Source organism: Arthrobacter psychrochitiniphilus, assembly GCF_003185915.1.
Classification (GTDB): domain Bacteria; phylum Actinomycetota; class Actinomycetes; order Actinomycetales; family Micrococcaceae; genus Specibacter; species Specibacter psychrochitiniphilus.
The window spans coordinates 19,269-43,205 of sequence record NZ_QHLZ01000017.1; the positions used below are offsets into that span (position 1 = coordinate 19,269).

Genomic DNA, 23,937 nt, shown 5'->3' on the forward strand with positions numbered 1-23,937 from the left:
CCCCATGATGTGAGTTTCACTCCTCAACCTCACGCAAGAGTTCTCGCATGAGTGAGATTTGCGCCTCAAGATCGCCGTCGATCTCGTCAAGCGTTCGGGGCTCGACCCTCGCGAAGAAGTGTCGGCCAAACGGAATCTCATACCCGACCTTTGTTCTTTCGAAGTTGACCCAAGCATCGGGCAAGTAGGGAGCGATTTTGATATCGAAGAACTCCTTAAGGACATCATCGCGTTCGCCCTGACCGGTGGCCTTTTTACCGAAAGTGAAGGGCACGTTCTCTGTATCGCGTTTCTTCGGGTCCGGCTTCGGATTGCCTTTGCGGTCTGTGCATGCCTTTCCGGCTTCGTCGAACAACGGTCGTTCGACCGTGATGGTCCAGTAACCGAAGTCCTCGTTGTTGAACACCTTCGAGACAGCGGAGTCGGCGGAATCGAACGCATCATAAAGCTTGACGATTTCCTTTCGTTTTCCGTCGTCGATGTTGCGGCTCTTGGATCCAAGATTGCGGCCCATCTTCGTCCAATACGAAGTACCGTCGATAAGTTGTACCTTGCCAACACGTTCCGGCTGCTTGCTATTATCGAGCAACCAAATGTAGGTGGCGATGCCCGTGTTGAAGAACATATTTGTAGGTAGCGCCACGATGGCTTCGACAAAGTCGTTCTCCAGCAACCAGCGCCGAATCTCGGAGGGCCCCGACTCCGCTCCGCCATTGAACAAAGGCGACCCGTTCAGTACGATGGCGGCGCGTCCACCGCCGTCGGCCTTTGGTCGCATCTTGTGAGCCATATGCATGAGGAAGAGCATCTGCCCATCGCCGATACTCGGAAGTCCGGCAGCGAACCGGCCGCCGGCACCCATCGATGCCCGCTCGGCTTTGACCTCGCGTTCCTCGGCCTTCCAGTCGACGCCGTATGGAGGGTTGGAGAGGCAGAAGTCGAAGCCCCGGTCTGCAAATTTGTCCTCGATCAGCGTGTCGCCGAATCGGATGTTGGTGGCATCCTGACCCTTGGCAAGAAGGTCTGACTTGCAAATGGCGTAAGACTGCTCGTTGTACTCCTGTCCGAAGAGGTGGATATTGGCGTCCGGGTTCTGAGCGAGCAGGTGCTCCTCAGCGACTGAGAGCATACCTCCGGTGCCGGCGGTCGGGTCGTAGACGTCGCAGATCTTTCCGGGGACAGTGAGGATGTCGTTCTTCTCGGCGAAAAGCAAGTCCACCATCAGACGAATGGCGTCCCGCGGAGTGTAGTGGTCACCAGACGTCTCGTTCGAGGCCTCGGCAAATTTCCGGATGATGTACTCGTATGCGTCGCCCATCGCGGCGTTCGAGACCTTGTTTGGATGCAGAGCTACCTGAGCAAACTTATCTACGATCAAGCGAAGGCGGTCGGAATTGTCCAGTTTCTCGACCTCCTTAGCGAAGTCGAAGTGCTGGAACACATCTACCTCGCCAAAGCTATCGAGGTACAGTATGAGATTTTCGCGCAGGTTGTCGGCGTCATCCAGAAGGCTTTGCATCTTGCTGCCCTCGACGGGCTTGGCGAATTGGTAATCCGAGGTGTTGTAGAAGGTGAGGCCGGTTGCATTGCGAACCTTTGCCTTGATGAGCCTCTCATTGCCCACGTTTTCCTTGATGATGGCACGGACCTGGTCGCGGGTCGGCTCGAGGATGGCATCAAGGCGGCGCAGAATAGTCATCGGTAGGATGACCGCGCCATATTGATTGGGCCGATACGGACCACGCAGTAGATCCGCAATCTGCCAAATGAATGGCCCAAGGTCGCTCAAATTGTATCTCCTGTTATGCGGATGAAACCATATCTCATTCTGCCGGAACTTCCTTCCGTGGTGGGGCGATTCACCGTTGCCACGGGCGACGGGCTAGGTTTCGAATAGCACTCGAGGCAGCGATCTTCGGCGGGCACAAGCCCCGTGGAGAACCGTGGTTTACCCAGTCGGTAATCTAAGTGTGACGCCTAACCCCAAAGAGTACATCTCGCTTCCTCTCAGAGGTCCAAACTTATGGTCTATCTTAGTCATACGCGGGTCTGTGAGTTGGCGGACGCATCGATGTGTCGCGCCGCGGTGTGCACACTCGCATATTCCATATTCCGTCTTCCGGCGGACGGGTTGGAGGGTTTCCGCGTTCAAAACGCAGATTGGGCCCCACGGCTCACAGGGTCACTCTGAGCGGTGCAATGATCGCGGGGACGTGCACCACGTTCATAGCGGCGGCGTTGTCGAGCCCATCGCCGAACCGCGGCAGAACAAGCTGACCGGAACCGCGGAGGTTCCCATGGGGAACTTCCCTAGAAGCCAGCACCACAGTCCACTAAGCGTCAAACCAGAACATCGTTCTGCCTCATCCAGGACAAATCAAACCGACGCGATCCAGAGTACCGAGGTTGTAATTCCCGGCTATGCCTTGCCAGAAATATCCGCACCACCAGAGGGAAGTCGCGCCTCATCCAGACGACCCGAGACGTAGATCGGAGCTTTCATCCCCGTGGCGCCAAGGCCAGGCTATCCACCCGATCAGACTCACTCAAAATACGCCGGCACCGCGATCAGGTACTTCATTCGAACTGAAACAGCCGGCGTTGCAGGCTCGGAATTCCAACCGTGCGCAAACACCAACGAAATCTATAACCGCAAGTCGGAGCATGTTGAGCACTAAAAAACGATCGTCAGTTATCAACGCTTATGTCCCCTGCCTGCGAAGTGGAGGTCCATTCGAGGTTGCCAATAGGACGCTTTGGCCTGTTCCTGCATGATGCGATTACAACAACGCAAGATACTAAAATATGGCCGTTGCGCCATCAAAAGTATGAGTTCTGTATTACCTGGTGGGAACTCCCGCCCGTCGGCGACATGACCTCGCTCAGGGCCAATCAACCACCAATACTGTGCTTACCACCTTACTCCCAATCGGTTTCAAGCGAGGAGACGCGGCTAGTTCCGATTTAGCCCAAAATGCCGGGTGAGGAGGGACCGCTTATAGTGGGCTTCGGCTGCGTCCACTTCCGCAGTTGATTCACCTGGGCTCAAGGCCCGCAAGACGCTGAACTGGAAGGGCGGGGCGCACGTCGCCATGACCAGCAACGATCTCGTCCTCACGCTCGGCCACCTCTTCTTCATCGGCGCGTTGCTCGCGCGTGAGTGGCCGGTCGAAGCGCGCGTTGATGCGACGGCGAGTGTCGTGGGCTTCGTGCGCTGAACGGATGTCGCGCAATGCCTGGTCGCTGGGGATGGGCACGGATGTAGTAAAATGCGACTTCAACCAAGGTTAGGTATCGAATCCAGCTTGCTGGCGCTTAGACGTTGGCAGGACCCGAGGAAGGTACCGACATGAGCATGTACACCCAGAACAGCAGCCGCATCGATTCCGACACGACCCATTGGCTGTCCCCAACCGAGATCTGCCAGGAGCTGCAGATTCCGTTACAGACTTTCTACCAGTGGCGGTCGCGGGGCGTCGGGCCACGCGCCTACAGGATCGGCAAGCATCTCCGGGTCAGCCAAGCGGACTTCGAGGCGTGGCTGTCGCTCCGGTCTGATCCCGAATAACGGCAGTCTGGAGATAAGTCAGATGGCCAGAGATCTCCTCCCCATGGGCGCTTGGGGGTCCATCCACGTTCATCGGCTCGGTGCGGGCTCCTGGCAGGCCCGCACCAGATTCCGCGACTTGGATGGAAAATCCGTCATGTAGAAGCGCGGGGCGCCTCCTCTGCCTCGGCGCGAAGGAACTTGCAGCAGAAGTTGGTTGACCGCAAGACACCGAGGGATGGACTCGTAAACTCCCGGGACAAAATCGAGCAACTCGCGAAGGTGTTCCTAGCCGGCCTTGAAGCTTCCGACAAGGCCTCGCGAACAAAGGACAAGTACGACTACTGCGTCAACAAATACATTTTGCCGGCGCTCGGGGAAGTCCGCATTGGCGAAGCGACCTCAGGCGTGATCGACCGCTTCATTCGCGGACTCGTTGAGGACGTGGGACCGTCCACAGCTAGAAGTTGCGGCGCCGTCCTGTCGTGGATGTTCAAAGTAGCCCTTCGTCATGACGCCGTCACGAGCAACCCGGTTAGGGGAATCACCATTCCACACGGCAAGAAATCTAAGCTCAAAGCCCTCGATGTAGAGCAGTATCGGGACCTCAGGGCCAAAGTCATTGAGTTGGGAACGGGAGCCAACCCTCGGCCGGCCCCGAACGCAGGAACTTCACGAAATGATGGACTTCTTCATTGCCACGGGCGTTCGCCCAGGCGAGCTTTTCGCGGTGCGCTGGGACGATCTTGACCTCACGGCCACTCCGCCCACAGTTTTCATCAATGCCACAGTTATTAGAAAGCGGACAGGCAGCGCCAGGATCCAGGGCCATCCAAAGTCTCAGCATGGCGTCCGCCATCTTGCCATACCTGCGTTCCTAGTGGAGCAGCTCCTCTTACGCCGCAATCGTCAGAAGCAATCGGGAGTATCCAATCCTCTCGATCTCATCTTCCCTTCATCGACGGGAACAACTGTCGATCCCAACAATGTGGGGAAGCTTTGGCGCAAGGTTGCAGACCGGGCCGGCTACGAATGGGTGACCTTCAAGACCTTCAGGAAGGCCACGTCAACTCGCATCGCGCGAACCCTGGGCCCCGAGGCGGCAGCGTATCAAGCCGGCCATTCCAAGATTTCGATGACCCAGAAACATTACATTGAAGAAATCCATGAGGCCTTGGACTCGACGTCCGTCACTGACGCGTTCAAGCCCGAAGACGAGACTCAGCCCGTGCATGAAACAGGCCAAGAGGACCAGCCTGGTGGCACTGAAATGCCATCATCCGAAGAAGTTTCGGAGCCACCGGAGGACCCTCAGGAACCGACCCAAGAGGACGAAAGATGATGAAAGAGGTGACTCAATCCGGTAGGTTACCGGTAGGTTAAGCAAAAATGGCCCCGAATAGGGGTCATTCTCGCATCCAAATTCCCTGTAAATCCGGGCTTTCTGGGCCCCCTGTCGGATTCGAACCGACGACCCCCGCTTTAGGCTGAGAGGGCAATTTCGACCTGTCAAGACCTCGCATTACCTTTTGTTCTAGAGGTTCATCTGCAACAATGAAGAGTACTAAATAGCCGACAATTGTCGCTGATTCTGGCGCGTTTATGGCGAGTCGGTCGAAACTGCCGTATCGGCCTGTTGGGAGACCTCGGTGGAGCCAGTCAGCCCCGATCCCGTAGTGAGTGCTGATACCTTATTGACGACGAGCTCGCGAGTCTGTTGACCTTAGAACTTAGGATTGGCAATAGAACTTAGGATTAGCAATCCGCGTTTCCGGTCATTGTTGAGCGTTGCCTATCCGCGCCTAGATTCCGGGACAAAATCCGAAAACGATGGCTGGGCGCTCCCGGTCATGTCCAGGCATTGCCGACTGTTTCCGGTGGGTAAACGGTGGGCGGTACGATGCTGCGCGGCCATTTCTACTACCGTGGCCGTGTGCGCTGGTAATGGTCAATAGCAGCGGGAGGGATACGCCACGGTGACGTCCGGCCGCCAGCCTTGTACGCGCCCTTCAGCGCGTGGGTGCGGCAATGAACGACAATCGTTCGGACCGGTTCCTGCAACATATCAGCCACTTGGGCAGGAGTGTAGGCGCGAATGGCAAGGGTGGGCGATCTCTTCTCTATAGTCATGATCCAAGCTACCCCGCCACCCACAGCTAGGAGCTCGCCCAACCATGACACTTACAACGCTTCCCACCCCGCAACGGAGCGGCGCTGCACGGTTCGCCGTCGTGCTTCTTCGCACCACGAGTGCTCGTCTTAGTCTTCAAAATTGTAGTCCTCGATGGTTTTCATCAGCTTCCGAAATAGTTGCAGTCCTCGGCGGGCGTGATGCCAACGTTTGGGCGGAAAACGCGTCGGGTCGACCGCTTTGGCGAGCTGCTGGAGAATTGCTGAAACTTCGGCAACTGGCGCCTTTTCCCGAGTTTTCCGGAAGTGAACCAACCGAACACTCCATTCTGCGGCCGTCAGTAGATTGCTGAGAGTCTTGCCTACTGGGAATGCCAAGGCTGGGAGTACCGTCTCCGGCTCCAGGACCGCGGTCCGATACCTATCCATCGCAGTTGTCCAGTGGGCTAGCTCGCCCGTGGTTCCTGCGAACGCACTGCGCACAAGCGACAAGCTTCTCAAATGCTGTTCGAGCTGACGCGCCGTGTCAGCAACTTTTGACCGCTCAAGTGCGCGGGATATCAGAATCTGCTTCCTGACTTCCAGCCATGGCGCAAATAGATACTGTGCGATTACTGTCGTGAAGAATGCCACAAATATTGCGGTGCCTGCTGACCACCACATTTGGTAGGTCATCTTTTTAGTTCCCCCAATCCCGATACAATACGTTGCAACATTTTATGAATACTCTTAGCTTCTGCGCCGAGGCTCGAGGTCGGATCCGGCCCTGATGTAGGCATAGGCGTAATTGCCGCGATGTGGTCAACAGATAGTACGTAGACGTCGGTGTAGGTGGGTTCGGCGGGATCTTCGCCACGGTAGGTGAACGTCAGCGTGGCGTCACCAAGTATCCCATTGACTTTTTCGGAGAGCGGGCCGGTGGCGGTCTTCACACCTTTGGGGAGTCCGGTTCGCCAAAAGACACGAATTGATACGCCGGGAGGCACAATTTGTGGCTTCTCGAAGAGGCGCCGCAGCCCTAAAGTGATCAAATCGTCGCTCTCAGGCCACCCATCCAGAAAAATTGTCAAGTCACGAGCTGCAGTCTTACCAGTGTTGCGGATCTGGAGATCCCAGCATGGCGCACCCCAAAGGCCGGGAGCAAGAACCGGATAGACATACGGTCTTGTTTGAGCGGCGCTGTCCTTGCGCAGATGCCTCAGGCTACTGGTGGCGACCCAGCCAGCCCATGCTGCACCGCCGACCAGACCTAATGTGCCTACTGCCGTTGCTATTCCTGCCGTAAGCGTCCAGAACGCCATAGATTCTTCAGTCACGTATCCATCCTAGAAGCCAGTTGATGATTACCTGAGTTTTCCCTGATCGGCGTTGGTATCTTTCATGGCTGGCGGAGCTTGCATAAGGGCTGTTCTCGGAATGGATGGTAGGCAAGTCCAAGGTGGGTGAAAAATTCGAACGAAGGAGTACTCGACCACGCCTCATACGTCCCTAAATACTGCCCTCGCTAAGCCTTCGTTGGCGACCGTCTGGCCGACAGTATTAGCGGCTACCCCCTAGCGTCGAACTTATTCTTGGGCAAGGACGGATTAGAAAGACGTAGAAAACTCAACGTTGACAAGTGTCCGTCGCAAAGGTCGAGTTCCCTCAACATGCCAGCCAACTCTTTGCCGGATGGAAGAAAGAAGTTCAGAGGATTCGTCTGGGGCCGAACGAAGGCAGACCAGACGAAAGTGTTACTACCGTGGTTTTGTTCAGCAATGGAACGGAACGATCATTTCTCGTCGATAAAGGCAGAAGCTTGTCTTGCGCCATCGAATCGCCGGCACGTCCACTAGAGATACTCCATAGCTTGGACACCATCAAAACCAATACATCGTTCGACGTGACCAGCGTCAGCGTGCCAAGCTGCAGACCGCTGGCTCTCATTGACCCACAATGGGTACCGAGTTTTCGAGTGCTTCCGTCAGCCACTATAAGTCGTTGGGAGCAGTGCCTTTGGGTTCCCCGCTGGCCCAAAACAAAACCACCTCGGGGTAGCACGATTGCTGGCAACTTCAGGCACATTCGCCGTAGTTGTCACAGCTACGCCAAAACCCGAATGGGTGCATCAATGCAAGATGTACCGTTTTTCGACCTATTTTGATCTGGCGTTGACACGTGTTAAGTGCCTAGTACTTGAGCCAGGTTCTTTGCCGCGAGGTCTATTCTCCTGAAATAACTCCTGCATGACTTCTCTTCCAAGAAGTCCCGGTTGAGTCTCGGACTGTCATTTCAATAGCAATACCGTTGCTTTGATCATTACCCGACCAAATCGGAACAACATGTGTCGCAACAAATAGCGCCTTATAGGCGTCGTATGCTTCCATACTGCGCGGCGGAAGCCCTGATCCGAGCTGCCACGATTTCTTCGTATTAGGTCCAACGATCCCTTGGTGGAAGATATAGACCAATAATGGAGAATCTGGCGCGCATCGATGTACCCAGACTTCAATCGTGACATCGTATACGGGAGATTCATTGAAATTTTCGAGCAAAACCAAAACCGAACGATCTTCATGCCCCGGTTCGAACCAGGAAGATACACGCGACACCTCACGTTGGCGCCGATCAGCCGAATCTGAGTCAAATTGTTTTTGCTGGAGGGCCAACTGGCCTCCGACTAGGGCTAGTTGGTCCGAAAGTGCCAGATTTTGTGTTTTCAAAGCCAAAAGTTGCCCGACAGCTGCCAACATAGTTCTTCTAGCAAACCAAGCTGCTGCCAAAGCACCAATGAGTAGTCCAAATGTGCCTATTGCCATCCAAAAAGTCCACAGGGCTGTTTGATCCGCTGCGTCCAGCATTGCGGGGCTCAGATCATCGGAGGTGGTGGGGACTTGAACCATTACTTTCGGAAAGGCGGTCATTTAGCTACTTAACCATGATTTTCGCCATTCTTATCGCTTGCCAGTGCGATGAGAGCGCCGCGGTGCCACGAGTATCGGACAGGGCTTGGGACCAATTTATTGTGCTTCTAGTGAGTGCGGTCGGAACAGCGCATCTCAGGTAGCTCGTCCAAAGCAAAGCCTCAGGTCAGCGGCACATGCCCGATCCAATGCCTCGAATAGGCGAATCGAACCGACGAGACACGGGACATTGCGGTCGTAATTCCCGGCTGTGCCTTGCTGGCCACTTTCGCCCCACCAGAGAGAAGCTAGCCTTTACCCAGTAGAGTTTTCGCCGCTGCTGACACCAGAAGGCTCATCATCAACGACCGCTATTGAGCACTAGAGCAACACAATGACAACGAATGAGAAGATTCTGGCCAATTCTTCCTCATCGGCAAGCCAGGATTGCCAGCTTTTCCGGGGTCAGCACCTACCCAGCGAGCAAAAATAGGTTCATAGCAGGGGCGAATCCCGTCCAGAAAGCGAGGAAAACGGGCTTCAATCTGGAGGGTTTATGGCGGGTTTATGGCGGGTTTGTGGAGGGTTAAGTTGAAAATGACCCCTAAAAGGAGTCATTTTCAAACCCAAGAACCGCTAGATTCCGGGCTTTCTGGGCCCCCTATCAGATTCGAACTGATGACCCCCGCTGTCGACGCGATCACCTATTTCGACTTATCAAAAGCCACTCTGACCCTTTATTAGCGTCAAGGTAGCGCAACAATAGATGGTACTGAACTGGTGACAGTTGTCATCCAATTTAATGAGTTTCTAATGAGTCGGTTGTATCCAGCCATGCTTTTTAGTCATCCGTTCTCACCTGAGGAACATTTGGCTTCTCAGCCAACTGGTGGTGGGTGACTGTCGGCGATTGTCATCAGGCTTTGCCATCCACAACACCAACCACAGCGACGTCAACTCAACACTGTAATTGCTGCAGCCATGCAGTCAGATTAACAACACACCTTCTGGATTTAGGCCTTCTTCAGACAGCGAAAAGCCAGACGTTCGAGTTTTACCCCGGCGGCCGAATATCGCCCGATCACCAGATGGAATGTCTGACGAGTCAAAAGGAACGACAAGCATCCATGGCCTCCAAGGATGCATTCCAGTGGATTGAGTGTTCGGTGGATGACTCTCCTACGAACGTTAAGACCGTTGCAGAGCGGTATTGGTCCATAACGCGACCGTGGGCGCTGCACAGCAAAGCTCGAGCGCAGTTCTTCATTGAGCTCCAGTCCGGCAGGGCACTCAACCTACACGCTGGAGTTCCATGCATCCATTGCTAATCCCCTGAGCCGAACATAGGGTCAAAGGTGAACGACGCGAGAGGCTTGATGGTCACCGACCGTCAGATGCGAAGGACAGCTGGCCGCTATGCAACCCAGGGGCGATGGCATTCCTCGTGCCGAGCTAACTGGCTAAGTGTTCGATATCGAATGGCGTGCCGTGATGGCCACTTCCAACTTTTCAACCGTTCAAGAACAGACAGAACGCACACGACCTCACCCCCGCCTCGCAGGTGATGGGAAGGGGTCCAGAGCTTTCGCCTCTTACCCCCGTGCCGCCCTTACGACATTGCTGGACGAACTGTCTCGGGTAAGGCGACGCCGACTCAACGTAAATATTTTGCCTCGAACGTCACGTCGACGCCACCCTATCCGGGTGGCACCAATCAAGACAGCATCACCCTCTAACTGGATCCAAGAAGGAATGGGCGACTCGTACAAAGCGCCCGACTGGCTGGCCGCCCATTCGGCCCATGCTCTCGCTGAGGTCGGTGCACCGTGAACGGTCGAGTTTTAAGGACGACCGTCCGTCGGATCCTCGGGCTGGGCGTGGTGGTGCACGGACTCATCCATCTCCTCGGTGCGGCGAAGGGACTGGGCTGGTCCGAAGTGACTCAATTAGCCGAACCGATCAGTACCGGGTTGGGCGCTGCCTGGCTCGTGGCCGCCGTGGTCACCGTCGCGGCTGGCACGCTGTTGCTCGCTCACGTTCGTTGGTGGTGGGTCGTTGGTTCGCTCTCTGTCATCAGCTCTCAGGTAGTAATTGTCACGTCGTGGGCCGATGCCAAGGTCGGCACAATCATGAACGTTATCCTGCTCATAGCTGTCATCTACGGCTGGGCCTCGCAGGGCCCGCAGAGCGCTCGGGCCGAATATTGTCGACGAACTCGAGGCGCACCTGAGACTGCCCACGCTGATGGTGTCGTGACTGAGATAGACCTCGAGCGCCTACCAACCCTCATAGCCGCCTACGTCCGTCAGTCTGGCGCAGTCGGGCAACCGTTTGTCCAGGCGTTTCACGCTAAGTTCCATGGTCGCATCCGCGGCGGGTCCGCGAGGCCGTGGATGACATTCACGGGTGAGCAGGTGAACACCTACGGGGCGCAACCTAGCCGGCTCTTCTTCATGGATGCCGAGATGCTCGGGCTTCCTGTCGAGGTCCTACACGTGTTCGAGGCCGGGGCCGCCTCGATGCGTGTCAGGGCATGCTCACTGGTTACGATGGTCGACGCAAAGGGACCCGATATGGATCGAGCAGAGACCGTCACCATCTTCAACGACTTATGCGTCCTCGCTCCTGCCGCGCTCATTGACGCACCCACCATCTGGCATGTCATTGACGAGAACCATGTTCGCGGCACATACACATATGGCGCGAACACCATCACTGCCGAACTGACTTTCAACGACGCCCACGAGCTCATCAATTTCGTCTCTGACGATCGCGCAGCCGTGTCAAGCAATGGCAAGTCCATCACGCCTCAACGCTGGTCAACACCGATATCCGATTACCGACCAGTTGGTCAAAGTCGTCTCGGCACCATTGGCGAAGGCCACTGGCATACATCTGACGGCGAGTTCGCCTACCTCGAGTACACGCTCGACGAGATCACGTACAACCAAGGCTCGGGCGGGCACTCGCTGACTGGTCCCGCTTCAGGCAACCGTCAACGTCATAATGGTCTCGGCCGTGGCCGCGATCCCGCGTAGACTGCGGGTGGGTGCCGGCGTCCCTATTCCACCGAGCGGTGAAGACTGCTGAAAGTTCAGTTGACACCCGATCCATGGGACAGGACATTCCACTGGAGGGAGGGACACAGGCCGCCATTACATGCCAAGGAATTCCATGAGGATATGGTGGCGATAGCACGGACGAGCGAAGGCACAATCAACGTCCACGCGTTCCGTTAAGGATCTTCTGCTGACACCGGGTTCAGGCTGCACAAGCCGTTATCCACCCCTATTCACAGGCCCGTCCTGGACAAACAGAAAGATCGTGCCCGGTGGACATTCCCGCATCGCGGCGCACTTAAGAGTGTATTCACCCACTTTTTTGGGATGTCGTTGATTCCAAAAATGCGTGAGTTCATACCTCGTCGTGCAACATACCTCGTTTTTGCCCGACAGCGATTTCAATGCGTGGCAACCAGGACACGATGCCTAGAAGGGCAAGGACGAGTGCGAGCTCCAAAACGCCAGTCGTGAAGTAGAGTGCTTGCAACCCACTGAACCCTTGAATGATAACGATCTCGGTCAGGATCCAGATGATCATCGCAAACCCAGCGATAGCAGTCCAGAACAGGGAAGATTCTCGGTGTCTCAGGAGCATCCCGACTGCGAGAGTCTGAGTGCCGCCGAAGACGACGAGCAGGATTAGCGCAGGCAGGAAAAAGGACGTGAACGGGCTGTTCGTTAGGAACGACGTCGGCATACCAAGTCCATCGGTGAACAGCATGGCGATGCTTCCGCCCACGGCCGAAGCGGCGTTAAAAATGACCACGATAATTAGGGCTTTCCAAGCGATTCTCGTCAGACTGTTTGCTGGCATACCGTGCTCGCTTTCGTATACAGTGCTGCCATCGGCGGGTGGCCCTGATCCCAGCGCATAGTTGCATAGTATGCGTGGCTGCGTGGTTCTGCGAGAGGCGAAAGTCCTCTCTCATGCGAAACAATGAGGATTCGAGCTGCGAACGCTCTGGTCCTACGCGAAACGCCCGCGGCCGGTATAGTCCTGGCGCCATGACCCCCACCTTGGACGGTCCACAAGGGGCTCCTTTGTTGAACGTCACCGACGCGAAGCCGCAAAACCACCACATGGCCTTCAGCGCCCCCGTTCGCCTACCCTGTTGTGGGCCGACCAAATACGTCCATACAGGGCATCCTTTTCAGGAGTGAATCGAAATGATGGGCCATGAAATACGTTCTGTCGTCAGCAGTATCCCGATATAGTCCCACCCGGATTTTTGGTCGGTTTCAGATTTGGTGGGCTGGGGACATCGGAAGGAGTTGGGAAAACCGTGGACGGAAGTTATTTCTTCATCCTGCTGTTTTCCACTGGGATATACCAGCGCGAAAGCCGTCGAGGTCTCGGTGGGCCCATCTGGCCTTGACGAAGCCATCGATGATGTTCCATACCGAAAGCCCAATCACTATCACGCTTGTGATTACGAAGAAGTCTGGGGTTTTGAGATGAAGTGTCGTTGCCTGCTGGGCCATTGCGAGGAAGTCGGGGTTGAGCAACCGCTCTCCATTAAGGAGCCACAACCCAGGTATGGTGAACGCCGCAACGAGCACTACGTTGAGGCTCGCTGTTTTCCACGTCCACCGACCCTGAACAAGTTTCAAGAACACGAGGAGGATGGCAACGGCGGTGAGAAGCAGAAAATAGGGTAGCCACAGTGACCATAGGCCGGGTGTCAGGAGAGGGATCGGCTTGGAGTTGCCGTCGATGAACAGTGAAGAGAACTGCTGCCAAATAATCGCGCCAGCGAATATCAGAAGCCCCGCCGCGTTGATCAGCGTCTGGGGCACAGTGATCCGTGACCGAGATGGAATTCTGGGTAATTGATCAGGTGTCCACGTCGTGCGTGGTCTTTCACCGACGTTGATGTGCTCGATCACGGTGAAGACGATGGTGACCCAGAAGGCCACCTGAATGGCGACGTTGACTGCAGTGACGACTGCGGCAGCGATGGACTCACCGACGCCACTCCCGGAGAGCAACTCTCGCAGAAGTGCTGCGAGCGCGGCGATGGGCACCGCTATGCCCATCAGCAGTTTGAGCAACCGCAGATAATCAAGATAATGCCCCGGGACGATTACGTGCAACGGTGGGTTCGCTTCGTTTGCGGCACGACGTTGGGGATCGCCGAGTTCCAGGACGGCATCCCTTTCGGCGGTTGGAGCATCGGCTCCGGCAGCGACGTGCTCGTCGATCTTCGCCGCGAGCACTTAGCGCAGTTCACGTTCGATTTCGGGACGTTGTGTTTGAGGTAGTCTGCGCACCACCGCCCATATGTAGCGCTCGGTCAGCTCAGTCTTCATGAACGCATGTACTGGGACCGGGTGGTTGATCATGGTCGATATCTCTCTATTGATGGGCGTCGTGCGGGGAGCTTGGCAGTGGATGATCATTGCCCTTGTCACAGGCTTGGGTTCAGGTGCTGCGCGATTATCGGTGTTCAAGAATTACGCTGCTGCGGTGAATTCAATGGGGACTCCTATTCCCCTGCCCCGAGACTTCTTCAATCTGACGGTGCCCCCCGCCATCCTGCTCCAAGCAACAATGATCGCCTCGGTCGCCGGATGACTGGCGGTGGAGATCCTGGGACGGATACGAGCACGGGTCAACGCATGTGATGAAGCTCGCAAGGGTCGTTTGCCTCTACGCAGGCGCGGTCTGGCGAAGGATCGTGAAAGTAGCCATTCGAATCCCGGATGACTGTGCCTTCGGTGAAGGACCGCAACTGTGACTTTTCCGGCACCCACTCAACCCGATTCCGGAGTGATCATCGGCCTGCCACGCTTCGAGCTGGTACTGCTGGGCATTGTGCTTACGTTCATTTCCTGCGGACGTGACGGAAGGCCAATCAGGGAGCCAAGCAACAGTCCTCTCCTCAGAAGCTGGCTGACATGAGCCTGGAGGAAGGCGCCACTGTGAATGGGAAACTGCAGGGATGGATTACAACTCACCAGATCCCCTCGTTCTTCGTACTGGCCTACGCCATCTCATGGTCTCTGTGGGGCATCGCCGCTCTGGGCGGAGGGCAGGTCGTCTTTCTCTTGGGCGGACTCGGTCCGCTTCTTTCTGCTCTGGCGATCACCCGCCTTTCTGGAGAATCCGTGCGAGGTTGGCTGCGCTCCCTGCTGGCGTGGCGCGTGTCACCGGGCTACTACGCCATGGCCCTTCTACTTCCCCCGGCTTTGTTTGCCGTGATCAACCTGGTTCTGTTTGCTCTTGGCCATGAACTTGATTTCGCCTTATTGCTCAGTGTTGCGCCGAGCTACCTCGGCACGTTCCTACTGGTAGCAACGGTGGGAGGTGGCTTCGAGGAACCCGGGTGGCGAGGCTTCGCTCTCCCACGGTTGCAGGAACAACGGTCTCCCCTCGTGTCTACCCTGTTCCTCGGACTCGCCTGGGGTATATGGCACATTCCGCTCTATGGTGCAGCCGGGTTCGTCGTACCGCTGATTCTCGCCTTCTTTTACACCTGGCTCTACAATCGCACGGGTAGCGTTATCATCTGCCTCCTCCTGCACGCCGGCTTCACGCCTGCACAGAATCTATTGACACTCGCTGCCACGCCAACAGGCTCCGGCGGCGGACGCCCAGCCGACTCGATCGACCTTGTGATCCTCGGTGTCTACATCGCCGCCGCACTGTGCCTTACACTGGCAACCCGAGGACGCCTCGGCCGCAAGTCGACGCAAACGCATGCGGACGGTCTTCCTGGATATTGAGGTGGCTGGCCGCGGTGCTGGTAGGCCTCGTCGGGTGTTTAAGCTCGACTGCCACGCTGTGACAGGCCTCGTGTCCGCGGTCGTGGTCGGCGAGAGCCGCAGCGTGTTCTTCTACGACGATGGGCCTGACAAGCACTGTGATGACCCACAAGTCAACTCTCCACCACCAACGCACCGTTTCGTGGATTCTGCATGCCCGCCCCATGGCCGCGAACGCGGCCGGTCAAGGCCCAGATCAAGGTCACTGACTGCCACCACCCTCCGCAGCGCCATAAGTGGAGACCTCTGATGACCCCAATCAGAATAAACCCGGTCACCTGATGGGTCGCGACTGCGGTCAATGATAATCGAGGTAGGTTATTGCAATATGGGTCACTCCGAAAATTGCTGTAAACACAACAGCGGGCAGATTATGAAGCCATATTTCTGCCATCAAAAAGTAGATCACAGGAACAATGGCCATAAGCATAAGCATTGTAAAACTGGCACCTACCGTGAAATACGCGATCCATAGCGCATAGTAGGTCAATAAGAAAAAGATTGTGCAAAGAATAAGCCCAGAAAGTGTCGGGGTCCCTTTCCTGCTTACCACGAAAATCAACAGGGCCGCATATATCGCCTGGCTTCCATGTTCAATAATGTCCAATAAAAGATGATCACTACTGGCGGCGCTTCCGTCGTTTGGGTTCTGCAGTACCAGAAAGAGAAGATTGGGCAGCATTGGCAATAAAAAGACCACTGAGCCCTTCCATGAAAATCCTATGCGGATTTGCAAAAGATCCAATACACGATTCACATTTGCCTTCCATGTTGATTTTCACTAAGGCGCCCACCAAAGTGTTGTCAGACGGATGGATTGCGTCATCTGGAGGATGGTCCACGGCTTGTTCATAACGTGGCCCAATCATCCATTGGCCCGGCAAAGCAATAGTGCTTTGCAGGTCAAAAGAACACTCTTCAAGCGGTCACCCGGTGAAATCTCGAGGCTGGTGAGCCAACGCCGTGTCGCGCCAGAACTCCGCGCTGCGTCGGGTTACCGGTCACAGTGCTGGCCCGTGGCAGCTTCGCTCATTGACGACCTGAAGGGGCCGGTTCATCCGGTCCTTGATCCAACCGGAATGGCGGATACTCGTCCCGGAGCAGGAGAACATAAGTGGCGACGCGGTAGATCCAGCGGTTGATTCCCATGATCAGGTCAAAGAGTGCCCGCTGGTAGCGGCCGGTGAACAGGAGCATGACGGCGGCGATAAGCACCAGAATGCCGAGCAGGGAGAACCCGACGGCACGGAGGTAGTCCGATGACCAGGTGTCCTCGGAGAGATTCGCCATCGACCACGCCGCACCGCTGAATATGGCAACTATGAGCAGGTGCGGGAGCGCCAACAGCCACCATTTGACCAGGACCAGTCCGTGGGAGAGCTGTTGGGGATAGTCGACCTGGAAATCGGCAGGGTAGTCGGCTGACGCGAGGGTGAATGGCGGATACTTGTCTGTGGCCAGGGCCGAGTACGCGTAGAAAGTCACCCGCCAGTTCCAGCGCAGGACACCGACGCTGAAATTGAAGAGAGAGTGCGGGTAACGGCCGGTAAAGAGGATGGCAACCCCGGCAATGATCGTTGTGATCGAAACGGCGAACCACAGAAAGAACAAAACAACGAAGTGGGGTATTGCCAGGAGCCATTTAACCAGCCACAGCCCACGGGAAAGCTGCGGGTCCAGTAGTCCGGACAGGCTTGACGGATAGCGTGTCCCGGTGACAATCCCCGCCGGTGCCACGCCGTCGTCCTTCCCCATTTCCAAGGGCTCATCGCTGGACATGCGCCCAGAGTTATCCGATTCCCGGGCCTGGCGCCCCGGCTTTCCCGCACCGGACGAGGAGAGTCCCCTGCCCAGGCCCATGGCACCTATGACGATCAATCCCGCCCCGATGATCAGCAGTATGGCTCCGCCAATCAATAAGGCGGGTGTGAGTGCTGCAAACAACTCGGAGTGGTATCCGGCCTGCATGTTCACAGTGACACCGGGGCTGGCATTAGAGTTCATCACCACTACGACCCAGTCACCACTGCGCAGGTCCATGGTAATTTGTTGTGTGCCGGGCCCGGAAGCAGATACGGCCCAAAAACTCTGCTCCGCAGGTGGCGCTGGTACCGCCGATCCTGGCGCATCGCGGTAGCTCACTCGAAACGGTGAAGTTTGGATGCCGACGACTTCGGTTGCATGCACGCCGTTGAGATAGCTGTCCACCTCAGTCTTTGGGCCAATGCCAATGAACACCTGGCCACCTGGTGCGGTGGATGCGGCGTCAAGCCGGATGCTGCCAAGGTCGAAGGGCAGCTTGTCGACCCCGAGCTGGGCCGGGAGGGACTCGAGGGCGTAGGAATTGGTGGCAAACCCACGCACAGGGGAGGTGAAGTAGCCGTCAGATCCCTGCTGGGAAGCCACCACAGCTGAGGCCACTCCACTGATGATTCCGCCAACACCGAGCAGGGCAAGCAGCGTACCGATCACCAGCGCAACAACGGCGCCTGCCCCTCCTCGACGAACATAGCCTGAGGACGGGTTTTCGCTGTCTACAACCGAATTGCCAGTCATGTCATTACACCGCTTTCGTTGCTCACCACTATGCGGTGCCCGATGTGGCATCTCTAGAGTCAAAGGTCCCCATAGGTCCGATCGCTTCACGGATCCCGCCGCGGCTCTTGTTTCATGCCTATTGGCGGCTTTGTCCTCTGGTGGCACAGTCAGCATTTCTGATGCTCTCGATGGCCGGGAGGTTCGAGGGGGAGGACACCGAACGATCAAGGCAGTTCCCTCCAGTTGGCACTGGCCCAGTGATGGCCCGTATTGACACGGATAGGCCCTATCAGGCGCTGCCTATTCTCCTTTTCATCCGTTTCCTCATCTCGTTACAACCTCATCTGCGCATCGCTGCGACCATGAGTGCCAGAGCAGTCTCTGCCTCGCTAACCATCACACAGTGGGCTGAAAAACTTTCGCACTCCAAACCGGAATTGCTAAGGTCAACGCCTCCTGCAACACCTCATGAGAAGGGAGTCACTGGCTCCAGTAGCAGGAATTCATCCGTTCCGTACTGCTGGCACCACGGACGCGCTACAGATCCGCAAACGTTCGTCAAATTCTTGGTTTCAACCATCGCACCGATCAACTTTCCTGCCAGTGAGAAGTCACCACACGCAAACGACATGGCGGCCGACAACCATGAGTGGTCTTTCATCCTGACAGCCGCTAGCTCGCCATAACAGTGCGTTTGGTCCTCGCGTCCGTGAACGTCACGAGGGACCTTCGCCTCTACCGGGACGTCCCTCGTGTGCCTGTACTGGGAGTAAGGTTCCCTGCCTTACTAAGGCGAAGCACGCAGCACACCGAAGAAAGGCCGCGAGCCATGAGAAGCGACACAGCTAGCAGTCCATTCATCGAAATCGGCGCAGAACCCCAGCACCGACGGGCAGTCGAGGTTGAAACAAACCACATTGGGGTCAACGCGGGGAACCGTGATTTACCGTGAGGACCTTACTGCCACGCCTAAAAACCCCCGTGCGGATCATGGCGTTCATTGTCGCTGTTGTGTGCGGTACGGCCGTCGTCATAGTGGTTGCCCACTGGATTACAAGTTCTTGGGCGGTCGGTACTACTGCCGGTGTAATCGCGGGTGTATTGTCTGCATCCTTGTACCCGTTGCTCTTTCGGAAGCATTGATTGCTCCGAAGCTGCAGTCCCTGAATCGGCCTGGGAACCCATCGCTTATGACAGGAGTCACATGCGCAAGCTGCAGGACACCAAACCCATCGGGCATGCTCTGATCTGGATTGCGATCTACATTGTCGCGGTCAACATCGGGGAATCGGTCGGGGAACAACTCAGCTTCCCAGGGTTCACAAGCCTCCTGCTCATTATCCTGTTGATCGTGCTCGTCTTCTACCTACGCGCAGGTGGTCGGCTCGCGTTCTACGGTGTTCGTTCTATGCAGCCCGGGACAATGCCACTCACGCTTTTCTATATTCCTCTCTTCGCGATCACCTTTCTGCAATACGCCAAGGGATTCCCATCCCACCTTGATCTGCAAGCCCTCGTCTTCGCGATTCTCCTGGTGGCGGCCGTCGGATTCATCGAGGAGCTCCTGTTCCGCGGCTACCTGCTCCAGGGACTACGAACGCGCGGCAACCTCACTCGCGCGATCATCATCTCGGGTGTTACCTTCGGTCTCGGCCACATCGTCAACCTCCTGCGCGGGTACTCCCCCACTGAACAGGCCTTGCAGATAATAGCTGCAGTACTCATCGGAATTGCCCTGGCCTACTGCGCGGTGCTCACCGGCAGCATCATGCCTGGAGTTGTCTTCCACGTGTTGTTCAACCTCAGCGGCACGATTACCGCACACTCTGTGCTGTGGGACTCCGTAACGGTGGGGATCATCTCGCTTGTCCTGATCCCCTACATCCTGTTGTTGCGGAATCGCCTCACCAAGGCTGGGGCTGCTATCACAGCCATCCCGGCTCGGATGGGCTGATGATGCGCCAACACCGAACAGCGCCTGCCACCGGTTGGTGGCTGGATCGCAAACCCGTCCACGAGAACCAAGACCTTAGCGTCGGAGACCTCCACTCACAGGAATGCCATCGACAAGACCCGTGGATGGGACAGACACCACTACAGCAGAACGGGGTGAACCATGGAAGCGCTCGTACACATTGACAGCTTCAGAATGGTCTTCGGGGACAACACAGTTATCAGCGATTTGTCCTTCGATGTCCGGCGGGGTGAGACCTTCGGGTTCCTGGGCAGCAACGGTTCCGGCAAGACAACGACGGTTCGTGCACTGCTAGGCATTTATCGGCCCACCGCCGGCATACTGCACATCAACGGCAAACCGTTCAGCCCCGAGGACGGCAGCCGTCTGGGCTACCTGCCTGAGGAACGCGGCCTATACAAAAAAGAACCGGTCATCGAGATCATGACGTACTTCGGTCGACTCAAGGGAATGGGCCGGGCCGCGGCGAAGGCCTGGTCCCTTAACTATCTTGAACGTGTGGCTCTCGCGGGCAAGGCCAAGATACAGCTGGACAAACTCTCCGGCGGGCAGCAGCAAAAGATTCAACTCGGCGTCACGATCATGAATGATCCGGAATTGTTGATTCTGGATGAACCAACGAAGGGCTTTGACCCGGTCAACCGTCGATTGTTGATGGATATCATCGCCGATCAGAAGAAGGCAGGGGCTACCGTTGTCATGATCACTCACCAGATGGAGGAAGTCGAACGGCTTTGTGATCGCGTGCTTTTGCTTAAGAACGGCACGGCGGAGGCCTACGGCACTATTGATGAGGTCCAGAATCGGTACGGTGGAAGAATTGTGCGTCTCAAATATTCAGGCCGGATCCCTAAGTCCCCGCACTACTCCGTGACGCTGGAAGAAAACAATTATGCGGAGCTAACGCTGGCCGAGGAAATTGATGAGGCCCTGATTTTGCGTGAGTTGTTCGACGCCGGGGTGAAGGTTCGCGGCTTCACCGTCACCAAGGTTTCCCTGGACGATATCTTTTTGGAAGTCTACGGGGACCAGAACGTGGCATACCACCGCGAGATGGCGGGGGTCTGAGACCATGGCACAGCACAACTTAGGCACGGTGATCTCCTTTGAGTTCTTCCGAACCATCACCAGGAGACGGTTCTGGCTCGGAACCTTGGCGTTCCCGGCTGCCATAGCAGTCATTCTTGTGTTGACGGTCATCAGCAATATCACTACGAACAGCACCGCCGATGCGCAAAAGAGTGCCCAATTCAGCATCGCCTACACAGATGACTCCGGTCTCATCACGGACCAGGCCGCCGCCATGTTTGGTGCACACCTGGTTAGCGATCGCCAGCAGGGCATTGACGGGGTCAAGGAGGGAACGACTGATGCCTACTTCGCATTCCCCGCGGATACGGCCACTGAGACCGTGCAGGTCTATGCCGCCGATCAGGGGATCTTTGAGAACGGGAAATACTCCGCCGTCGCACAGGAAATGATCAGCCAGTCCGTGCTGCAGAAGATCGGTTCATCACAGCTGGCCACAATGGCGCAACACGCCGCGACGATCAACGTCACGACCTTTCAGGGTGCCACCGAGGCTGGCGGGCTCAATTCCGCCATCGCCCCGTTGCTGTTCATGCTGGTGTTCTATGGGCTCATCATGCTGCTGGCAGGACAGATGGTGAATTCGACGCTGGAGGAGAAGGAAAACCGTGTCACGGAAATGATCCTCACGACGTTGAAACCAACCACCCTGATTACCGGAAAAGTCATCACCTTGTTCATGATCGGACTGCTGCAGGCGCTCGTCTTCGCCTTGCCAGTCGTCATCGGGTATGTGTTTTTCCGGGACGCACTGAACCTTCCCGCTTTGGATTTATCGCATCTGGAATTTGATCCGGTGCGCATGATCGCGGGGTTCTTGATCCTGCTCGGCGGATTCTCTCTCTACACCACCACCCTAGTTGCCGTGGGGGCAGCGATGCCCACCGCGAAAGAGGCTGGCAGTTTCATAGGGGTCATGATGGCACTGATCTTCGTGCCGTTCTATGTCGTCGGCCTGGTCGTCTCGGATCCGCATGCAGTCATCGTGGAGATCTTCACCTACTTCCCCTTCACCGCGCCGACCACTGCTCTCCTTCGCAACGGACTCGGCACGCTGGGGATCATTGAGTCCATCATCGTCATCGCCATCTTGTTCATTTGCGCAGCAGCCATGCTCCGGCTCGCAGTCAGCCTCTTCCAATACGGGTCTATCTCATACACAAAAAAGGTTCCGCTGAGATCCATACTGTCCCGAAAAGGCGGGTAGGTGTCCCGATGCGTGGCTCAACCCCACCTTCTCGCTGAAGCATCGCATCCGCTATTGCAATGGGACACCTCTGAGCCGCCCCTGACGAAGCTGAACTGTGCTGCCGTGCATTCAACACAGAAGCACTCCGCAGACCGCCCTCAGTCAGGTCGCCTGAGACCGGGAATGTTGCGCCTCACAGTGGCTGACGGCGGGTAGTCTCCTTGCCTGACGCAGTGGCCTGGCCAGCCGGCATAACGTCAAAGGACGCCTTGGGAAGGGCCAACCCGATACGGCCGGGGATCTATTTAATGTGTTTTCAATGAGCTATACCAGAAAGACGCATCTAGAGGCCACTCCCCCACAACTAAGCCGCAGGTCAACGGCACCAGACCACCCTCTATGGGCAATTCAAACCGACGACCGTTGCGTTCGAACACCAAAGCCACTTAAACGCGCAGTGACGGGGCGGAAACCGTCCCCGTCACTGCGAAAAACCTTGTAAATCCGGGCCTTCCGGCCTGAAATTCTCTGTCGGGTTCGAACCGATGACCATTGCATTCTATGCGGTCATTGCCCCTGTAAACTGGCCAATTCGCGGCCAAAACGCCCATCATTGCGGGCTGTTGGCAACTACTGACCACCAATGGGCCTCCTATGGGATTCGAACCCATGACCCCCGCTGTCGACGCGATCGACCAAATCGATTTGTCAAAACCCATTCCTGACCTTTGTTGCCGCGACAGGAGCATGACAATACATGGTACTGAATACTCACCGATTGTCACCCAATTTAATGAGTATTTAATGAGTCGGTAGTATCCCGCCGCTGCTGTCAATGGACACCATCTTCACCGCCGAAAAATCACGACTCACTGCCAACAACCTGAGCCTCAAGATGGAGATGACTAGAGCCGTCACAGTCAGCGTTCTTTCGTAGTTTTAGTTGGATCCACAATGCGAACGAATAGGGTGAATACCTCGCTGGGAGCCGCGCCTAGTTGCGGAAAATTGGGATGCCTTTCGTAATCCTTAGATAGATGACGGGTTTCGGTGGACATTTACGAGAGCACCCATCTCGGCCGGGCGCGGGTGCCATCATTACGTCACAGATCGGACCCGCGTCGCGCACCTTCCCCAGTAGGTTTCCAACCTTGTTACGCTTCTGTCCCTCGTCCAGGGCAGCGCTCAGCTGCGACAGCAACAACCCATCAGTATCGGCACGGCTCGCTGCTCCGAATTTCTCCAGATAGTCTCGAACCTGCTTGACGTAAAACGTGCCATCTTAGCCACGGCTACGGATGTTCTCCGCGCGGGTCCCGGCAGCGTCTGCGACTACTGCGGCAACTCAGCCTCATCGGCCGTCAACCAAGGATAGGACCTCTGCATGCTCGGCCAGGGCCACGCCAGAGCTCCTGCCCGTCACCATTTGAGCCACAGGATCAACGAAGCCGACTGCCACGGCCCGCTCGGCGGCCACAACTAGCATTTCCTGTTTCGCGATATCTCGGTTAAAGTCATTTGATAATGATTCTCATTAAAGATGAAGCCCCGTTGTTTCCGGGACACCAACACCAAAAAAGTGTCCACGGACGACCCCCCTGAAAAGCACCGGGGTACTGGCCGAAGTTAATGAAACCGAAGAGTTGGCCCACCTGTCGCCGCCCCCTCGAACGCACTGGTCGGAAACTCGTTCGACTAACTTTTCCAACGCTGCGGCGGAAGCCAGGGATCCGCCCCACAACAGTGCGCCCGGAACCAAG

The 23,937-nt window shown here is 56.4% G+C and carries 20 protein-coding genes; 10 read left to right on the plus strand and 10 right to left on the minus strand.

Going from position 1 to position 23,937, the window contains the following annotated elements:
* Positions 1 to 16: 16 nt before the first annotated feature.
* Entirely contained in the window at positions 17 to 1,789 is a 1,773-nt protein-coding gene (locus CVS29_RS17295) for a type I restriction-modification system subunit M (protein WP_110107782.1), read from the minus strand.
* A gap of 1,303 nt (positions 1,790 to 3,092) precedes the next feature.
* Here CVS29_RS17295 and CVS29_RS19130 point away from each other — a divergent pair.
* From CVS29_RS19130 to CVS29_RS17305, 4 genes are all read left to right on the plus strand, one after another.
* A complete protein-coding gene (locus CVS29_RS19130; RefSeq protein ID WP_257032351.1) occupies positions 3,093 to 3,218 on the plus strand; it encodes a hypothetical protein in 126 nt (41 codons plus the stop codon).
* A 131-nt stretch (positions 3,219 to 3,349) separates the two neighbouring features.
* Positions 3,350 to 3,568 (plus strand): helix-turn-helix domain-containing protein, encoded by a 219-nt coding sequence (locus CVS29_RS17300; protein WP_211315176.1) that lies wholly within the window; start codon positions 3,350 to 3,352, stop codon positions 3,566 to 3,568.
* A gap of 180 nt (positions 3,569 to 3,748) precedes the next feature.
* On the plus strand, positions 3,749 to 4,297 hold the full coding sequence (locus CVS29_RS18285; RefSeq protein ID WP_146213106.1) for a hypothetical protein: 549 nt from the start codon (positions 3,749 to 3,751) through the stop codon (positions 4,295 to 4,297).
* On the plus strand, positions 4,227 to 4,889 hold the full coding sequence (locus CVS29_RS17305; RefSeq protein ID WP_110107784.1) for a tyrosine-type recombinase/integrase: 663 nt from the start codon (positions 4,227 to 4,229) through the stop codon (positions 4,887 to 4,889). The genes CVS29_RS18285 and CVS29_RS17305 overlap by 71 nt, the downstream gene beginning before the upstream one ends.
* Positions 4,890 to 5,467: 578 nt before the next feature.
* Here the strand turns inward: CVS29_RS17305 and CVS29_RS19320 are convergent.
* From CVS29_RS19320 to CVS29_RS18290, 4 genes are all read right to left on the minus strand, one after another.
* Positions 5,468 to 5,677: a helix-turn-helix domain-containing protein gene (locus tag CVS29_RS19320; protein WP_146213107.1), complete on the minus strand. Its 210-nt coding sequence runs from the start codon at positions 5,675 to 5,677 to the stop codon at positions 5,468 to 5,470.
* A 129-nt stretch (positions 5,678 to 5,806) separates the two neighbouring features.
* A complete protein-coding gene (locus CVS29_RS17315; protein WP_110107788.1) occupies positions 5,807 to 6,352 on the minus strand; it encodes a hypothetical protein in 546 nt (181 codons plus the stop codon).
* Positions 6,349 to 6,993 (minus strand): hypothetical protein, encoded by a 645-nt coding sequence (locus CVS29_RS17320; protein WP_110107790.1) that lies wholly within the window; start codon positions 6,991 to 6,993, stop codon positions 6,349 to 6,351. Before CVS29_RS17320 ends, CVS29_RS17315 begins: the two co-directional genes overlap by 4 nt.
* A gap of 885 nt (positions 6,994 to 7,878) precedes the next feature.
* Positions 7,879 to 8,580, minus strand: a complete 702-nt coding sequence (locus CVS29_RS18290) for a hypothetical protein (protein ID WP_146213108.1) — start codon at positions 8,578 to 8,580, stop codon at positions 7,879 to 7,881.
* 1,916 nt (positions 8,581 to 10,496) lie between these two features.
* Between CVS29_RS18290 and CVS29_RS17330 the strand changes: the two genes are divergently transcribed.
* Positions 10,497 to 11,597, plus strand: a complete 1,101-nt coding sequence (locus CVS29_RS17330; protein WP_146213109.1) for a DUF6544 family protein — start codon at positions 10,497 to 10,499, stop codon at positions 11,595 to 11,597.
* A 376-nt stretch (positions 11,598 to 11,973) separates the two neighbouring features.
* Here CVS29_RS17330 and CVS29_RS17335 read toward each other — a convergent pair whose 3' ends face one another.
* On the minus strand, positions 11,974 to 12,435 hold the full coding sequence (locus CVS29_RS17335; protein ID WP_110107796.1) for a hypothetical protein: 462 nt from the start codon (positions 12,433 to 12,435) through the stop codon (positions 11,974 to 11,976).
* Positions 12,436 to 12,923: 488 nt separating this feature from the next.
* Positions 12,924 to 13,838, minus strand: a complete 915-nt coding sequence (locus CVS29_RS17340) for a hypothetical protein (RefSeq protein WP_110107798.1) — start codon at positions 13,836 to 13,838, stop codon at positions 12,924 to 12,926.
* A gap of 124 nt (positions 13,839 to 13,962) precedes the next feature.
* Here CVS29_RS17340 and CVS29_RS17345 point away from each other — a divergent pair, with 124 nt between their 5' ends.
* Complete coding sequence (locus tag CVS29_RS17345) at positions 13,963 to 14,196, plus strand: hypothetical protein (protein ID WP_110107800.1); 234 nt, start codon at positions 13,963 to 13,965, stop codon at positions 14,194 to 14,196.
* 323 nt (positions 14,197 to 14,519) lie between these two features.
* Complete coding sequence (locus tag CVS29_RS17350; protein ID WP_110107802.1) at positions 14,520 to 15,347, plus strand: CPBP family intramembrane glutamic endopeptidase; 828 nt, start codon at positions 14,520 to 14,522, stop codon at positions 15,345 to 15,347.
* Between the two features lie 337 nt (positions 15,348 to 15,684).
* Here the strand turns inward: CVS29_RS17350 and CVS29_RS17355 are convergent, their stop codons facing one another.
* Together CVS29_RS17355 and CVS29_RS17360 are read right to left on the minus strand one after the other, a co-directional pair.
* A complete protein-coding gene (locus CVS29_RS17355; protein WP_146213110.1) occupies positions 15,685 to 16,143 on the minus strand; it encodes a hypothetical protein in 459 nt (152 codons plus the stop codon).
* A 272-nt stretch (positions 16,144 to 16,415) separates the two neighbouring features.
* Positions 16,416 to 17,942 (minus strand): DUF4389 domain-containing protein, encoded by a 1,527-nt coding sequence (locus CVS29_RS17360; RefSeq protein WP_110107805.1) that lies wholly within the window; start codon positions 17,940 to 17,942, stop codon positions 16,416 to 16,418.
* Positions 17,943 to 19,128: 1,186 nt separating this feature from the next.
* On the opposite strand from CVS29_RS17360, the gene CVS29_RS17370 reads away from it, so the two are divergent.
* The 3 genes from CVS29_RS17370 (at position 19,129) to CVS29_RS17380 (ending at position 22,195) form a co-directional block, all read left to right on the plus strand.
* Positions 19,129 to 19,878 (plus strand): CPBP family intramembrane glutamic endopeptidase, encoded by a 750-nt coding sequence (locus CVS29_RS17370; protein ID WP_110107809.1) that lies wholly within the window; start codon positions 19,129 to 19,131, stop codon positions 19,876 to 19,878.
* Between the two features lie 162 nt (positions 19,879 to 20,040).
* A complete protein-coding gene (locus tag CVS29_RS17375) occupies positions 20,041 to 20,967 on the plus strand; it encodes an ABC transporter ATP-binding protein (protein WP_245932322.1) in 927 nt (308 codons plus the stop codon).
* A gap of 4 nt (positions 20,968 to 20,971) precedes the next feature.
* On the plus strand, positions 20,972 to 22,195 hold the full coding sequence (locus CVS29_RS17380) for an ABC transporter permease (protein ID WP_110107812.1): 1,224 nt from the start codon (positions 20,972 to 20,974) through the stop codon (positions 22,193 to 22,195).
* A 1,333-nt stretch (positions 22,196 to 23,528) separates the two neighbouring features.
* Here the strand turns inward: CVS29_RS17380 and CVS29_RS19135 are convergent.
* A complete protein-coding gene (locus CVS29_RS19135; protein ID WP_257032349.1) occupies positions 23,529 to 23,663 on the minus strand; it encodes a hypothetical protein in 135 nt (44 codons plus the stop codon).
* Between the last annotated feature and the right edge of the window lie 274 nt (positions 23,664 to 23,937).